The organism is Mesorhizobium sp. M0522, assembly GCF_040321085.1.
Taxonomy (GTDB): domain Bacteria; phylum Pseudomonadota; class Alphaproteobacteria; order Rhizobiales; family Rhizobiaceae; genus Mesorhizobium.
Genome location: NZ_JAMYQW010000001.1, coordinates 391,470 through 406,203 on the forward strand (window position 1 = coordinate 391,470; position 14,734 = coordinate 406,203).

Consider the following 14,734-nt stretch of genomic DNA (forward strand, 5'->3'; position numbering starts at 1 on the left):
TCGCGTCGGCTGCTATTTGTCGGTGACGATCTTGACCTTGTCGCCGGCCGAAACCGCGGCACCCGGCGACAGCGCGTTGAGCACCCTGAACAAATCCAGCTTGCGGTCGACGCCGACCATCTGTGCGGCCAGGGAGCCCATTGTCTGGCCGGGTTGCACCGTGACGATGCGGATACGCAGTGGCTTCAACGCCGCCTTCTCGGCAGCACTCAGGATGCGGAACGAGCCGCTGACCGAGCGCGCCACCGTGCTCAGCGAGGTGCTGGCCGAAGGTGCCGCGGTCAGCAAGCGGTAGACCTGGCCGCCGGCGCGGATCACCGCAATATCGAATTGCCAGCCATCGGCGCCGGCATGCGCGGTTGCCGCTTCGTTGCCGTTGATCGTCTCCTGGCGCACGCTGCTGTCGTCGAGGCCGGCAACCCAACCGCTCCGGATGTAGTCGGTCAGCGAGCGGTTCTTGTCGATCGAAACGCCGTCGAAGCGGATCGCCATGTCACCCGGGCCGGTCGCCGTCACCGCCGCCGCCGAATTGTCGATGATGAAGCCGTTGGGCACCGAGAACGACACGCCGAGGCCAGGATGCAGGAAGGTTTCGCCGCGCACATAGCCTTCCTCCGGCGTGTCGCCGTAAAGCAGCCCGTCTACGCCGGCAAGAAATGAATCGCGGTCGCGCGACCCGACACCGGGCGCGCCGAACTGGCGGGCGTGGCGCTGCGCGAGGTCTATACGCTGCGGCGTGTTGGGGTGCGTCGCCAGGAAGTCGAGGCTGGCGTCGGTAGCGCCACTGATTGAGCGGAAATCGGTATAGGCCGACATCGACTGCAGGAAGCGGCCGGCGGCGTAGGGGTCGAAACCGGCTTCGCCGATCGACTTGATGCCGATGGCGTCGGCCTCCAGCTCCTGATTGCGCGAGAACTGGGCCAGCCTCAGCTTGCCGCGGATCAGCGCCGCCTTGGCCGTCGGGTTGTCGCCGAGCACATCCGAAACGACCTTGGTCGCCAACCCCTCCTCGGCTTCCAGCTGCTGCCGCTGCAGGCCGTGGTTGGCCGTAACGTGGCCCATCTCATGCGCAATGACGGCGGCAAGCTCGGCCGAATCGTTGGCCAGCGCCAGCAGCCCGCGGGTGATGTAGAGATAGCCGCCCGGCAGGGCGAAGGCATTGACGTTGGGCGAGTTGAGGATGGTGATGCGGTAGGTCTGGGTCGGGTTGGCCGACACCACGGTCAGTCTGCCGACGATCTTGGCCACCATGCGCTCGAGCTTGGGGTCGGAATACTCGCCGCCATAGGTGGCGAGGATGCGCGGGTGCTGCGCCTTCGCCAGTTGAGCGAGCTTGCCGTTGGCGGCGACATTGTCGACCGTGATCGGCTTGTCTGAGGGCTGAAAGCCTGATTCCTGCACGTCGGGAGGCGTGAACATCTGGCAGCTTGCCAGCGCCACGGCGAGACCGGCCAGCGCCAGAAAGCGCGCCAGCGGTTTCACCCTCCGATTGTCGATGCCGGTCGGCAGATCGGCTTCCTTTCAAGTCCTGGGACGTGACCGCGAAAATCGGGCGCGATTTCCGGAAAGCATCACGCGCAAAATCAAGAGCTACGGCGTCCTTCGTGCGTCCGACAGATACGAGGCAGCAAGGGCAAATCACGGTCTAAGCCGGACCAGCTCCTGGCGGACCTAGCCACACTACCTCGACCATGGCAAGCAAGCGCCGCTTCGCCTTCCGCCGGTTTGACCATAAATTATGTCCCCTTCCGGGCAACATCTCGTGATCCAACCGCAAACGGACCCGAGCCGATATAACGTCGGAATGCCTCCGGTCCAGCCCCGACGAAAAAATCGGCCGCGGTGCCCGTCGCGGCAACCGTGCCACCATCCAGGAAAATCATGTTTTGGCCGATACGGCGCGCATCGTCCGGCTGGTGCGTGACGAATAGCACCGTCATGCGCTGCTCCGAATGGACGTCGGCCACCAGGTCGAGCATGTCGTCGCGCAGTGCCGGTCCGAGCGAAGCGAACGGCTCGTCGAGCAACAACACCGGCCGGTCGCGCACCAGGACACGGGCGAGCGCGACGCGCTGCCGCTCGCCGCCCGAGAGTTCGCGCGGCAGCCGGCTTTCCTTGCCGGCAAGGCCGACGCGCTTCAGCGCTGCGGCGATTGCGGCGCGGTCAGCGTCGCTCAGCCTGAGCGAAGGCGAGCGGCCGAGCCCGACATTCTGCTCGAGGGAAAGATGGGCAAACAGGTTGTTTTCCTGGAACACCATCGATACCGGCCGCGCTGATGGCGGCGCAGTGCTGACGTCGGCGCCGCCGATCAGCACGCGGCCCGACCGCGGCGTCTCGAAGCCGGCCACCAGATTGAGCAGCGTCGACTTTCCCGAACCGCTCGGCCCCATGATGGCGGTGATTTCCGACGCCGGGAAATCAACATCGAATATAAGCGGCGTTTCACCATAGCTGAACGAGACATTATCGAGCCGCACGGCCGCGCCTTTTTCGACGGAAATGGACCGTTCCGGGCTGATCGGCATCATGATTTCTCCCTCCTTCCCAGCCAGTCTGCGGCCAACACCAGCGCCAGGCAGACAAGGCCGAGCAGCAGCGCCAGGCCGGCCGCATCCTCGGTGCGGTAACTGCCCATGCGCGCCAGCAGCAGATAGGGCAAGGTCTGCACGGAATCGCTGCCGAATAGCGCAATGACGCCGAGATCGCCGAGCGACAGCGCCATGGCGAACGCGAAGCCGGTGGCGAGCGGCCGCCGCAGCGACGGCCAGTCGACCAGCCGCAACCGGTTCCAGCCCAAGATACCAAGCTGTGCGCAGAGCCGTTCGTGGCGTTCGCTCGCCGCGTCATAGGCAGGGCGAATGGCGCGGATGGCGAACGGCATCGCCATCACCGCATTGACCGTAACGACCATGACAGGGGCGATCGCAAAGACATCGCCGACGGTGCGCAAGAGCAGGAACCAGCCGGCGCCGATGACGATGGGCGGCACCACCAGGACGAACCCCGCACCGGTGTCGGCCAGATGTTCGAGCAGTGTCCGCCGGCCCTGCCGCCGGGTGAGCGCCAGCGCCCGGCGCGCCACGACCAGCGACAGCGACAACGCCACAGAGAGCAGCGCCGATAGGAGGGAGAGCACGGCACTGGTCGCCGTCGCTTGCCGCACCGCGCTCTCGCCGGCCAGGCGGCCGAGATCGGCGCCAAGCCCGGCTGCCAACGTGGCCGCCATCGGCCCGGCGACAAACAGCAGTGCGAGCCCGATCGCCAATGCGTTCAGCACGGTCTCGGCCGCACCGGCTGAAAAATACCGGCGCGGCGCCACCGGCAGATTGGCATCCCCGACCATATTGGCGCCGAGCCGCGTCAAGGCCAGCACGACGACGAAGGTCAGGGCAATCTGCAGCAGGGTCAGCGTCACAGCCCGCGCCGGGTCGAAGTCGAAACGCAGCGCCTGGTAGATGGCAACCTCCAGCGTCGTCGCTCTGGGTCCGCCGCCGAGCGTAAGCACGATGGTGAAGGAGGTGATGCACAGCATGAAAACGAGCCCGGCAACGCCCGGCAAGGCCGCACGCAGCGGCGGCCATTCGATCAGCCGGAAGGCCGGCGCAGCCCCCATGCCAAGCTGGCTCGCCAGCCGCCATTGGTCGGCCGGCACGGTCTGCAGCGCTTCCAGGAACAGCCGCGTCGCCAGCGGCAGGTTGAAGAAGACGTGGGCGACGAGAATGCCCGACAGGCCATAGATGCCGGGCCAGCTCTGCCCGCCAATCGCGCCGAGCGTGCCGGCGAAATACCCGGCGCGGCCATAGAGTGCCAAGACACCGAGTGCGGCAACAATGGCCGGCAGCGCCAGCGGCACGGCGAAAAGCTGGAGGATGAAGCCTCGCCCGAAAAAACGCGGATGCCGCGACAGGGCGCGCGCGACGAACAGCGCCGGTGCGACGGAGAGCAGGGTCGACAACAGAGCCTGCCAGAGCGTGAAGCGGGCAACACGCAGGAGATAGGAATCGAAGGCGGAAGCGGCGCCGGACAGGTCGCGCGTAGCTTCGACGAGGAGCCCGGCGAATGCTCCGCCGATAAGCAGCGCGATGGCAGCGAGCGCGACGATGCCGGCGGTGACGCGGGGATCGGCCGGATGACGCGTACGCATGTCGCGCTACCCGAGACAGGCGTTGATCGAAGGAAATACCTGACAATGGCCGAGCCCACCCCTCTCTGGCCTGCCGGCCATCTCCCCCTCAAGGGGGGAGATTGCGCACTCAGCCGCCTTCGCCAATCTCACAAGTGGCAGGACGAGGAGAGGCGACAAAGCTGCCGATCTCCCCCCTTGAGGGGGAGATGGCCGGCAGGCCAGAGGGGGGTGGCTTGGCGTAAACATCCGACGAGGCTTGAGCCCTACTTGCTCATCGCCGCAAGCCACTCATCGACCCAGGCCTTGCGGTTGGCCGCGACGTCTTCCGGGCTGAACAGCAAGGTCTTGGTCGGCTTGACCAGCTTGTCGAACGCCGGGTTGAGCGGCTTGTCGGTTTTGCCGGCCGGGAACATCCAGTTGGTTTCGGGAATGACATCCTGGAATTTCGGTCCGGTCATGAAGGCAATGAACTTTTCTGCCAGCGGGTTCTTCGCACCCTTGGTGGTGATCCCCGCAACCTCGATCTGCAGATATTCGCCCTCCTCGAAGGACGCCGCCTGGTAGCGCTCGGTGTTTTCGGCGACCATGTGGTAGGCCGGCGAGGTGGTGTAGGACAGCACCATCGGCGCCTCGCCCTTGGTGAACAGGCCGTAGGCCTCGCTCCAGCCCGGCGTTACCGTCAGCACCTTCGCCTTGAGTTTGGCCCAGGCTTCCGGCGCCTTGTCGCCATAGACCGACTTGACCCACAGCAGCAGGCCAAGGCCCGGCGTCGAGGTGCGCGGATCCTGGATGACGATCTTCTCTCCGGCATCGCCCTCGACCAATTCCCTGAGGCTCTTCGGCGGGCTCGTCAGTTTTTCGGTATCGTAGACGACGGCGAAATAGCCATAGTCGAACGGCACGAAAATATCGTCGCTCCAGCCGCCCGGCACACTGACGCCCGATATTGCGCCATGCGGCGAAAACAGGCCGGTTGCCTTGGCATCCGCCGTCAAATTGGTATCGAGGCCAAGTACGATATCGGCCTTGGTCGCGGCGCCTTCCAGCTTCACACGGTTGAGCAGCGCCACGCCGTCGGCGACCGAGACGAATTCGACGACGCAACTGCATTCGGCCTCGAAGGCCTTCTTCACCGCCGGTCCCGGACCCCAATCGGCGGTGAAGCTTTCATAGGTATAGACCGTCAGTCTATCCTGTGCCGATGCCTGCCCTGGCAAGGCGAGCGCGGATGCCGCAAGCAGGACAATTGAGACAAGAGAGTGGAAAAAACTGCGCATCGGCGCCTCCTTCGTTCGCGTTGAAAGGAATTGAGGCGTCGGGCTGTCCGAAACGTCTAATCCCTCCGCCGGTACAAACCGGATCAGGTTCAGCGGGTTGGCAGTCTTGCCTCTCAGCCGGTCCGCGAAAATCGCGTCCGGCACCCCGTTAGAGCGTTGCGACACATAGGCCCGGCCGAAGTGCTGCGCAAGCGGAAGTTTGCCGGGCATCCAAAGCCCAGCCTTCCGTTTCGTCTGCCGTTTCATCTTCCGTTTCCGGGGCAGGGCTGGTAAGGGCCACGAGATATGAGCACATTCACCATCCTGCTTGGCGGCGATCTCATCCGCACGCCGCTGCTCGACCGCCAGGTCGAAGGCTCGCGTGTCATCGCTGCCGACTCCGGCATCGGCCATGCCCGTATGCTGGGCCTGAGGCCGGAACTCTGGGTCGGCGATTTCGATTCGGTGCCTGCCGATTTGCCGGAAGATCTGGCCGCCGTGCCACGGCAGGTGTTTCCCGCTGAAAAGGACAAGACCGACGGTGAACTCGCTATCGCCGCCGCGCTCGAACGCGGTGCGACAAGCCTTGTGCTCGCAGGCGCCTTCGGCGGCAAACGCACCGACCACATCTTCCTGCATCTGGCGCTAAGCGTCCGGCTGGCGGAAGGCGGGACGGAAGTGCTTTTGACCAGCGGCGCACAGGAAGGCATTCCCTTGCTGCCGGGAAAGACTGGCTTCGACTATGCCGACGGCACGCTGTTTTCGGTGCTCGGCTTCTCCGATCTCGCCGGCCTGAGCGTCACCGGTGCCAAATGGCCGCTCGACCATGTCGAGGTTGCGTTCGGCTCGTCGCTGACCATTTCCAACGAGGTCAGGGGCCGGTTGGAAATCGCGCTGGCCAGCGGCCGCGTGCTGCTGCTCGCACATCCCTATCCTCTTCCGGAAAGCTGAGCCCAGAAAGCCGACATGGCGCCGCCAATTCTCAATCTCGACGGGATAAAGCTGACCTTTGGCGGCACGCCGCTGCTCGACGGTGCCGCCCTGACGGCCTCTGCTGGCGACAAGATCGCCCTGGTCGGCCGCAACGGCTCTGGCAAGTCGACGCTCCTCAAGATCGCCGCCGGGCTGATCGAACCGCAGGACGGCGAAGTCTTCCGCCAGCCTTCGGCGACCGTGCGCTACTTGCCGCAAATGCCCGACATGGACGGCTTTGCGACTGTCCGCGCCTATGTCGAGGCGGGGCTCGGGCCGGCCGACGATCCCTACCGCGCCACCTATCTGATGGAGCATCTCGGCCTGACCGGCGAGGAACGGCCGAACGACCTCTCCGGCGGCGAGGCGCGGCGCGCCGCCCTCGCCCGCGTCATGGCGCCGGAGCCCGACATTCTCCTCCTCGATGAGCCGACCAATCATCTTGACCTTTCGGTCATCGAATGGCTGGAGGAGGAGCTTGCCCGCACCTCCTCGGCACTGTTCGTCATCTCGCATGACCGCCGTTTTCTCGAGCGCGTGTCGCGCGCCACAATCTGGCTCGACCGCGGCCAGACCCGCCGTCTCGACAAGGGCTTTGGCTATTTCGAGGAATGGCGCGACACGGTGCTGGAGGAGGAAGAGCGCGAGCAGCACAAGCTCGGTCGCCAGATCGTGCGCGAGGAGCACTGGCTGCGCTATGGCGTGACGGCAAGGCGCAAGCGCAACATGCGCCGGCTCGGTGAGTTGCAGACCATGCGCCAGCGCTTTCGCGGCCACCGCGGCGCCGAGGGTGCGGCGACGATGACAGCCAGCGACGCCGCCGAATCCGGCAAACGGGTGATCGAAGCCAAGAACATCGAGAAGAGCTTTGGCGATCTGACCGTGGTCAAGGGATTCTCGACCCGCATCCAGCGCGGCGATCGCGTCGGTCTGGTCGGGCCGAACGGCGCCGGCAAGACGACGCTGTTGAAGATGCTGACCGGCGAATTGAAGCCGGACGCGGGCACGGTGCGGCTCGGCACAAATCTGGAGATCGCCACGCTCGACCAGAAGCGCGAAGCCGTCGACCCGCAGGAGACATTGGCGCAGTATCTCACCGACGGGCGCGGCGAGAACCTCGTCATCAATGGCGAGCAGCGCCACGTCGTCTCTTACATGAAAGACTTCCTGTTCAAGCCGGAACAGGCGCGCACGCCGGTGCGCGAGCTTTCGGGCGGCGAGCGGGCGCGGCTGATCCTCGCCCGCGTTTTGGCGCGGCCGGCAAACCTGCTTGTGCTCGACGAGCCGACCAACGACCTCGATATGGAGACGCTGGAGCTGCTGCAGGAATTGGTCGCCGGCTTTGCCGGCACGGTGATCCTGGTCAGCCACGATCGCGATTTCCTCGACCGCACCGTGACCAGCATCATCGCGCCGGATGGTGACGGCCGCTGGATCGAATATGCCGGCGGCTATTCCGACATGCTGGCGCAGCGCGGCGGCACCAGGCTGGACGACCGCAGGGCGCGGCCAAAAGCAGAAGCCGGCGACGCGACGGCGGCAAGCAGGAGCGAAGCGGCCGCACCGAAGGGCCCGGCCAAGAAACTGTCGTTCAAGCAGAAATTCGCGCTGGAAACCTTACCCAAGAAGATCGAGGCGGTGTCGGCCTCGATCTCGCGGCTGGAGAACAACATCGCCGATCCGGCCTATTACGAGCGCGACCCGGCCTCGTTCCAGAAGACGATTGCCGCGCTCGACAAGGAGCGCGTCACACTGGCAGCGCTCGAGGAGGAATGGCTGGAACTCGAGATGCTAAGGGAAGAGATGGAGGCTTGAGAGGTTGCATGCACGCTCATATGCGCCTACATTATGCGCATAAATGGGAGCGGCTGTATGCTTCAATCGAATCCAAAAACCCAAAGAAAGTCGGTTAATACATCGATCGACTCCCGCTTGATCGAGGATGCCAAGGCGTTGGGCATCAATATATCCCGCGCTGCGGAAGAGGGCATCGCCAAGGCGATTTCGGCCGAAAAAAACCGCCGGTGGCAGGAGGAAAACAAGGAAGCGATCGACAGTTCGAATGACTATGTCAGGCGCAACGGCTTGCCTCTGGCCAAGCACCGGCTGTTTTGATGGCACGTTATGATTTCTACCAGAGTGCCGAAGGCGACGGTTACCTTCTCGATGTCCAATCCGACTTTCTGGGACGGCTCGACACGAAAGTCGTCGTCCCACTGATGCCAGCCAATAAGGCCCCAGTGCCGGGCCGCCGGCTAAACCCTATCTTCACCATCAACGGTAAGGACCATGTCATGGTCACTCAATTCATGTCAGCCTTGATGACCTCTGAATTGCCCGTTGCCGAAGGAAATCTTTCTCGCCATCACGACGACATCGTGAGCGCGCTCGACATGCTGTTCCAAGGCTTCTGAGCCAGAGAGGCGTTGGGCTGGTGAGCCGGCCTCACCCCGCCGTCTTTGTCTGCCAGGCCTTTAGCGCCTCGTCGAACACCTTCTCGCCTGGAATGCCCTTTTCCATGGTGAGCAGCGCCCGCCGCCCGGTCTTGTAGACGACCGGCACATCGATCCAGTCCTGACCTCTGAGCAAGGTCAGATTGGCGTCTTCATCCGCCTTGGTATCGTTGAGCGCAACCAGGAAGAAACCGTCGGCGATCTTGGCCGGGATGCCGATCAGCGGGCTTCCGGCATCCTGCTCGGAGCCCTTCATGGCGACACGCAGGATGTTGTCGACGCCGCCGCCCTCGAAGCCGTCAGGCGTCAGGAAGATCATCTCGATAATATGGCTGGCCGGCAGCGTCTGGTCGGTGTTGCGACGGATCGTCATGCGCAACTGGATATCCTTGCCTGGAATGGTCGCCTCGGCGCGGATCGCCGGCTCGGGCGGCAGGTCGCCGCCGGGCGATTCCTGCACCAGCGACCAGACGATGTTGCCGGGCTCGGCCGAGCCTTGAGCGGTGCTGGTGCGCTCCTCGTAGAAGATCGCCTTCTGGCCGACGGCCAACGTGGCTTGCGGCGGAACTGCCGTTGGTGCCGCTGCCGGTGCGGGCGGCGGGGCGGCCGCTGCAGGCGCTGCTGCCCCGTTGGCGGGCGGCGTTGCGGGAGTTGGTGCAGCGGACCCATCGACTGCTGGAGCATCGGCCGTGGCTTGCGTGTCGGCGGGTGCGGCCGGTGCCGGCGCGGCGGGTGCCGGGATGGTCGGCGCTTGTGCGGCCGATGGCGGCGTGGTCAGTGCGGCGACGGATTCGCCTTCGCCGATGCCCGCCTGCCCGGCCGCGGGGCCGGGATCGACTTCGTGGCCCTCGGGCGTCAGGCGCTGCGTGAACTTCGCGCCCTCGCCGGCCTCCGTCGGAGGCGCGGCGGCCGGTACCGCCGCATCGGCCTCCGGCTTGGCCGGGGCTGGTTTTACCAGCGGTTCGGTGGCGACGGCTTTGGTCGAGTCGAGGCCGAGCATGCTGCCGAACGCATCCTTGTTCAGCCAGATGCCATAGCCACCACCGGCAATGACGAGCAAGGCAATGGCGGCGGCGATAACACCGCCATAGCTGCGCCTGCGCTCGGCAGGATGGAGCCGCTGGAACCTGTCCTCCGCGGGGCCGCCGTCGTTGGAAAAGTCGTCGCCCCGAAAAACGCCGTCTTGGCCGTCAGCCGTCGGAAGATCCATATCGGACGGCGGCGGACCAGCGCGCTCCTGAGAAAGAGCGACGGGCTGCGGCTTTTGCCAGTTCGGCGCCGCCTTGGCGGGCGTGGGCTGCCAGGCCGGCCCGGTCTTTGCCGGCTCGGTCTTGGCCGGCTGCCATGCCGGCTCCGTCTTTGCTGGCTGTCGGATATGGCTGGACTGGTTCTTGTTGCGGTCGATGGAGGAGAAGATGTCCTCCAGTTCCGCCAGCGGGTCGGGTGGCGGCGCAGGCTTGGCATAGTCCCGCTCGACTTTGGCGATGGCGTCTTCCAGTGCACGCATCTGCCGGTCGACATCGGAAGGCGTCATCGTGGCCTTCTCTGCGAGTTGTTTCGCGATTGACGAACGGGCCCTGTCATAGACCCTGGCGCGCACTTCCGCCGACGGCTCACCGAGTTTATCGAGCGCCTTTTTCAGAATAGGAACAAAATCTACCATACGTCAGTCGACCTGCATTTGTTTCTGGGCCGGCCCCCGCAAATCAGCCGCAATGCCCGGAAGGCTGAGAAACTAGTCTTGAAACGGATCGGTCACAAGTATCGTGTCGTCCCGTTCAGGGCTGGTGGAAAGGAGTGCGACCGGCGCGCCGATCAGCTCTTCGATGTAGCGGACGTACTTCACCGCCTGGGCCGGCAGGTCGTTCCAGCTACGCGCGCCGGCAGTGGTGCCTTTCCACCCCTCCAGCGTCTCGTAGACCGGTTCGACGCGGGCCTGCGCACCCTGGCTGGCCGGCAGGTAATCGATCGCCTCGCCGTCGAGTCGGTAGCCGGTACAGACCTTGATCTCGTCCAGCCCATCGAGCACATCGAGCTTGGTCAGCGCAATGCCCTTGATGCCGTTGACGGCGACGGCCTGGCGGACCAGCACGGCATCGAACCAGCCGCAGCGCCGCTTGCGGCCGGTGACGACGCCGAATTCATGGCCGCGCGTGCCCAGGAACTCGCCGATCTCGTTCTTCTGTTCGGTTGGAAACGGGCCTTCGCCGACGCGCGTCGTATAGGCCTTGGTGATGCCGAGCACATAGCCGATGGCGCCCGGCCCGACACCCGACCCGGCGGCGGCCTGACCGGCAACCGTATTGGACGAGGTGACGAACGGATAGGTGCCGTGGTCGATGTCGAGCAACGTGCCTTGCGCGCCCTCGAACAGGATGCGCTCGCCGGCGCGGCGCTTGTCGTCGAGGATTTTCCAGACGCGGTCCATATAGGGCAGGATCTCGTCGGCCACCGAGATCAGCTCGCTCATGATCGCCTCATGCGTGACCTCGGCATGGCCGAGCCCGCGCCGCAGCGCATTGTGGTGCGTCAGCAGCCTGTCGACCTTCAAGGGCAGCGTTTCCAAATCCGCCAAATCCATCACCCTGACCGCGCGCCGGCCCACCTTGTCTTCATAGGCGGGACCGATGCCGCGACGGGTCGTGCCGATCTTCGTTCCGGAATTGGAAGCGGCGTCCTCGCGAAATCCGTCCAGCTCCCGGTGCAAGGACAGGATAAGCGCGGTGTTTTCGGCTATTTTCAGGCGGTCTGGCGTCACCTCGACGCCTTGCGCCTTCAATTTCGCAACCTCCGCGACGAAAGCGTGCGGATCGAAGACGACGCCGTTGCCGATGATGGAAAGCTTGCCTTGCCGCACCACGCCGGACGGCAGCAGCGACAGCTTGTAGACCTTGCCGTCGACGACCAGCGTGTGGCCGGCATTGTGGCCGCCCTGGAAGCGCACGACAACATCGGCGCGCTCCGACAGCCAGTCTACGATCTTGCCTTTGCCCTCATCGCCCCATTGCGAGCCGACGACCACCACATTGGCCATATTTCTTTTCCCTTGAGACGCCGCACGAGCAGCTTGAAACAATTCGAAACGATAGGCCTCTATCGCATCGGCCCCCAAAATCGGAATCGATTTTCGGAAAAGCACGACGCGAGATTAAAGCCTTCCGACGCGTACTTTGTAGCGTCCAATTGCACGCACGTCGCTCTATAGCGTCAAGACCCGGCGAGCGCGACCACTCTTTGCCGCCCAAAACGCTCCGAGGCACAACAATTTTCGCCTTTGACATCATTTACTTGGGCTGGCGGTCGCAATAGGCCCACACCGACCGTCAAATTCCCTCTGCCTGGCCGGGAGTTCACGATGCATCGAGCCGCCTATCTGTTCCTGCTGTTCACCACCTTGCTGTGGGGCGGCAACTCCGTGGCGGGAAAGCTGGCGGTCGGTCATATCTCGCCGATGACGCTGGTCTTCCTGCGTTGGCTGCTGGCGGTTCTGATCCTGCTGCCGATCGGCTGGGGAACGCTACGCCAAGACTGGCCGGTGGTGCGCAGGCACTGGTTGCTGCTTGGCGGGCTCGGCGCTTGCGGCTTCGCCTTTTTCAATGCGATCTTCTACACGGCGCTCAACTACACGACGGCGATCAACGTCTCGATCGAGCAGGCGGCGATACCGATCGTGATCATCATCGCCAATTTCGTGCTGTTTCGCCTGCGGGTGAACCGGGTGCAGATAGCTGGCGTCGTGCTGACCATCATTGGCGTCGCGGTGACGGCGAGCCATGGCGACCTGCGCCAGCTTCTCAAGCTGGATCTCAACTTTGGCGACGCGATCATGCTGGTCGCCGTGCTTTGCTACTCCTTCTATTCGGTGGGGTTGCGGCTGAAGCCGGTCATCCGCTGGCAGAGCCTGATGCTGGCGCTGTCGGTTGCCGCACTCGTCACATCGCTGCCTTTCTTCCTGTGGGAGATTGCCGCCGGCAAGGTCATCGTCCCCGATGCCCGCGGCTGGGCGGTCGCGTTCTATACCGCCATCGGTGCTTCGGTCATCTCGCAGATCTTCTATATCAGGGGCAACGAGCTGATCGGCGCCAACCGGGCCGGCCTGTTCATCAATCTGGTGCCGATCTTCGGTACGCTGCTATCGGTGCTGATTGTCGGTGAGACATTCCAGCTCTATCAGGCGCTGGCTCTCGCGCTGGTGCTCGGTGGCATCAGCCTCGCCGAATACAGCGGACGGAAGATGGCGGCCGCTGCTGAATGAAGTCGCTTGCCGCGACGTTCCACCGCCCCGCGTGCTGCTGCACACGGGGCGACCGAATTTCAGGCTATCCCCACATCGAAATGCAGCCGCTTGGCGGAGTCGATCGACTTGTGCGAGCGCACCTGCGCCAACACGTTTTCCGGGAACGGCGCATCGAGATAGAGCAATGCGATGGCATCGCCGCCCGGCCGGTTGCGGCCGAGCTGGAAGTTGGCGATGTTGACGCCGTTCTCGCCGCACACCGTGCCGAGCAGACCGATGATGCCGGGCGCGTCGGCATTGGTCGTGTAGAGCATGTGCTGGCCGACCTCTGCGTCGAGATTGATGCCCTTGATCTGGATGAAGCGCGGCTTGCCGTCCGAGAAACAGGTGCCGGCGATCGAGCGCGTCCTGTGCTCGGTCTTAACCGTCAGCTTGATATAGCCGTCGAACACGCCCGACTTGTCACGCTTGACCTCGGCGACGATGATGCCGCGCTCCTTCACCATGATCGGCGCCGACACCATGTTGACGTCGGAGACCTGCGGCCGGATCAGCCCGGCAAGGGTGGCACTGATCAGCGCGCGCGTGTTCATCGTCGCGGTCGAGCCGTCGAACAGTATCTCGACCTCCTTGATCGGATCCTCGGTGACCTGTCCGACAAAGGCGCCGAGCACTTCGGCAAGCTTGACGAAAGGTTTCAGCCGCGGCGCCTCTTCGGCGGTGATCGACGGCATGTTGATGGCGTTGGAAACGGCGCCCTTGATCAAATAGTCGGACATCTGCTCGGCGACATGCAGGGCGACATTCTCCTGCGCTTCGGTGGTCGACGCGCCGAGATGCGGCGTCGCCACGACATTCTCCATGCCGAACAGTGCGTTGTTGTCCGCCGGTTCGACCTCGAACACGTCGATGCCGGCGCCGGCCACCTTGCCGCTCTTCAGCGCCGCGATCAGGTCGGCCTCGACGATCAGCCCGCCACGGGCGCAGTTGATGATACGCACGCCGTTCTTCATCTTGGCGATCGCCGCGGCGTCGATGATGTTGCGCGTCTTGTCGGTAAGCGGCGTGTGCAGCGTGATGAAGTCGGCGCGGGCGAACAGCTCGTCGAGCTCGACCTTTTCGACGCCGAGCTCCTCGGCGCGGCTGTCCGACAGGAATGGATCGAAGGCGATGACATGCATCTTCAGGCCGACGCCGCGCGTAGCGACGATCGAACCGATATTGCCGCAGCCGATGATGCCCAGCGTCTTGCCGGTGATCTCGACACCCATGAAGCGGTTCTTTTCCCATTTGCCGGCGTGGGTCGAGGCGTTGGCCTCCGGTATCTGGCGGGCCAGCGCGAAGATCATGGCGACGGCATGCTCGGCGGTGGTGATCGAATTGCCGAAGGGCGTGTTCATCACGATGATGCCCTTGCGGCTCGCCGCCGGGATGTCGACATTGTCGACGCCGATGCCGGCGCGGCCCACGACCTTCAGCCTGGTCGCGGCGTTGATCAGCTTCTCCGTGACCTTTGTCGCCGAGCGGATGGCCAGCCCATCATACTGGCCGATCACTTCGAGCAGTTTTTCCTTGTCCTTGCCGAGATCCGGCAAATAGTCGACCTCGATGCCGCGATCCCTGAATATCTGCACGGCGGTGGTGGAAAGTTTGTCTGAGACGAGAACGCGGGGCATTGGCTTGGTCCTTT

12 protein-coding genes and 1 riboswitch are annotated in these 14,734 nt (G+C 64.2%); of the genes, 5 read left to right on the top strand and 7 right to left on the bottom strand.

From position 1 onward, the window contains the following. Positions 1–12: 12 nt before the first annotated feature. From NKI58_RS02020 to thiB, 4 genes are all read right to left on the bottom strand, one after another. Positions 13–1,482, bottom strand: coding sequence for a M48 family metalloprotease (locus NKI58_RS02020; RefSeq protein WP_352574751.1), 1,470 nt, complete (start codon positions 1,480–1,482; stop codon positions 13–15). 254 nt (positions 1,483–1,736) lie between these two features. Then, the gene (gene thiQ / locus NKI58_RS02025) at positions 1,737–2,528 is read right to left on the bottom strand and encodes a thiamine ABC transporter ATP-binding protein (RefSeq protein WP_352783171.1); all 792 of its coding nucleotides are present in this window, start codon (positions 2,526–2,528) and stop codon (positions 1,737–1,739) included. Next, entirely contained in the window at positions 2,525–4,144 is a 1,620-nt protein-coding gene (thiP, locus tag NKI58_RS02030) for a thiamine/thiamine pyrophosphate ABC transporter permease (RefSeq protein WP_352783168.1), read from the bottom strand. The genes thiQ and thiP overlap by 4 nt, the downstream gene beginning before the upstream one ends. 245 nt (positions 4,145–4,389) lie before the next feature. Next, positions 4,390–5,403 carry a thiamine ABC transporter substrate binding subunit gene (thiB, locus tag NKI58_RS02035; protein WP_352853039.1) on the bottom strand — a complete coding sequence of 338 codons (1,014 nt, stop codon included), beginning with the start codon at positions 5,401–5,403 and terminating at the stop codon, positions 4,390–4,392. A 43-nt stretch (positions 5,404–5,446) separates the two neighbouring features. Next, a riboswitch (TPP riboswitch) is annotated at positions 5,447–5,561 on the bottom strand. Between the two features lie 127 nt (positions 5,562–5,688). Here thiB and NKI58_RS02040 point away from each other — a divergent pair. The 4 genes from NKI58_RS02040 (at position 5,689) to NKI58_RS02055 (ending at position 8,768) form a co-directional block, all read left to right on the top strand. Continuing rightward, the gene (locus NKI58_RS02040; protein WP_352826492.1) at positions 5,689–6,333 is read left to right on the top strand and encodes a thiamine diphosphokinase; all 645 of its coding nucleotides are present in this window, start codon (positions 5,689–5,691) and stop codon (positions 6,331–6,333) included. A gap of 15 nt (positions 6,334–6,348) precedes the next feature. Continuing rightward, on the top strand, positions 6,349–8,169 hold the full coding sequence (locus NKI58_RS02045) for an ABC-F family ATP-binding cassette domain-containing protein (protein ID WP_352783164.1): 1,821 nt from the start codon (positions 6,349–6,351) through the stop codon (positions 8,167–8,169). A 117-nt stretch (positions 8,170–8,286) separates the two neighbouring features. Then, positions 8,287–8,469 carry a type II toxin-antitoxin system CcdA family antitoxin gene (locus tag NKI58_RS02050; protein ID WP_023680565.1) on the top strand — a complete coding sequence of 61 codons (183 nt, stop codon included), beginning with the start codon at positions 8,287–8,289 and terminating at the stop codon, positions 8,467–8,469. Further along, the gene (locus NKI58_RS02055) at positions 8,469–8,768 is read left to right on the top strand and encodes a CcdB family protein (protein ID WP_352783161.1); all 300 of its coding nucleotides are present in this window, start codon (positions 8,469–8,471) and stop codon (positions 8,766–8,768) included. The genes NKI58_RS02050 and NKI58_RS02055 overlap by 1 nt, the downstream gene beginning before the upstream one ends. Before the next feature lie 31 nt (positions 8,769–8,799). On the opposite strand, the gene NKI58_RS02060 is transcribed toward NKI58_RS02055, so the two are convergent. Further along, on the bottom strand, positions 8,800–10,470 hold the full coding sequence (locus NKI58_RS02060; protein ID WP_352824140.1) for a hypothetical protein: 1,671 nt from the start codon (positions 10,468–10,470) through the stop codon (positions 8,800–8,802). Positions 10,471–10,542: 72 nt separating this feature from the next. Then, positions 10,543–11,841, bottom strand: a complete 1,299-nt coding sequence (locus NKI58_RS02065; RefSeq protein ID WP_023680654.1) for an adenylosuccinate synthase — start codon at positions 11,839–11,841, stop codon at positions 10,543–10,545. Between the two features lie 321 nt (positions 11,842–12,162). Between NKI58_RS02065 and NKI58_RS02070 the strand changes: the two genes are divergently transcribed. Next, positions 12,163–13,062, top strand: a complete 900-nt coding sequence (locus tag NKI58_RS02070) for a DMT family transporter (RefSeq protein WP_352783156.1) — start codon at positions 12,163–12,165, stop codon at positions 13,060–13,062. Between the two features lie 59 nt (positions 13,063–13,121). On the opposite strand, the gene serA is transcribed toward NKI58_RS02070, so the two are convergent. After that, positions 13,122–14,720: a phosphoglycerate dehydrogenase gene (gene serA / locus NKI58_RS02075; RefSeq protein ID WP_023680656.1), complete on the bottom strand. Its 1,599-nt coding sequence runs from the start codon at positions 14,718–14,720 to the stop codon at positions 13,122–13,124. Positions 14,721–14,734: the final 14 nt, after the last annotated feature.